The following is an 811-nucleotide window of genomic DNA, read 5'->3' on the forward strand; positions in this document are numbered from 1 at the left end:
TGCGTACCGGGCGACGGTCGCGGTCGAGCACGACGACAACGTTCTGCAGGTGTGCCTCGTGCACGACGCCGTGGCTGAGCCAGCAGCGCAGCACCGCCGGCACCAGCAGCCCGACGTACGCCCGCCACCAGGCCACCGGGTCGGGTGTCACCAGTGGTGTGGCGGCCAGCGCCGCCGCGAGCATCGGGGTGTCGCCCGGGCGCAGGTGCGGGCGCAGGCCGCTGCGCAGGATCGTCCCGTACGCCTCGTCCGGACCGGGAACGTCGACAGTGCGGTAGGCGGGTTCGGTGAGCAGCCCGACCCCGTCCGGCATCGGCACCCGCGCCAGCAGGTCGGTCAGGGCCACCGCGCCGGTGAGCTCGTAGCGGGCGTTCTTGCGCAGGCAGTTGGTGATCCGTACGTGCAGGCTGGTCTTGACGAACAGGTCGGCCGCCGGGGCGTAGAGGGTGCGGACGCTCGCCGTGGGCCGCACCGGCACGCCGGCCTCCCCCAGGTCCCGCAACCGGGGGTGCGTCGGCGGGATCAGTGACAGCTGCCAGGGATGCACCGGCAGGACGCGGTGCCCGTGCGGGGGCCGGGGCGGGTCGAGGGCGGCCACGAGCGCGTCGAACGGCCCGGCGCCGGCGACCAGGTCATCGGGTACGGCGAGCCAGTGCAGCCGAAACGACGTGCGCAGCTCCGGGGCGTACGCCCGCCAACTCTCCGGGTCACCGCTGCGCCACTTCGGAGTGGGGTGGTGCGGGTGGCCGAAGACCAGTGACTGTTCGGAGTCGACGTACGCGTCGATGGCCGGTTCGCCGGTGGGCTCCGG

Annotated in this window: 1 protein-coding gene; it reads right to left on the minus strand. The window is 73.9% G+C overall.

Annotated elements, in window-relative coordinates:
* Positions 1-811: IucA/IucC family siderophore biosynthesis protein (locus KBX34_RS33225; RefSeq protein WP_210929013.1), on the minus strand; the 811-nt coding region annotated here is incomplete at both ends.

The sequence above is a fragment of the Micromonospora sp. M61 genome (assembly GCF_018070245.1).
GTDB classification, from domain to species: domain Bacteria; phylum Actinomycetota; class Actinomycetes; order Mycobacteriales; family Micromonosporaceae; genus Micromonospora; species Micromonospora zamorensis.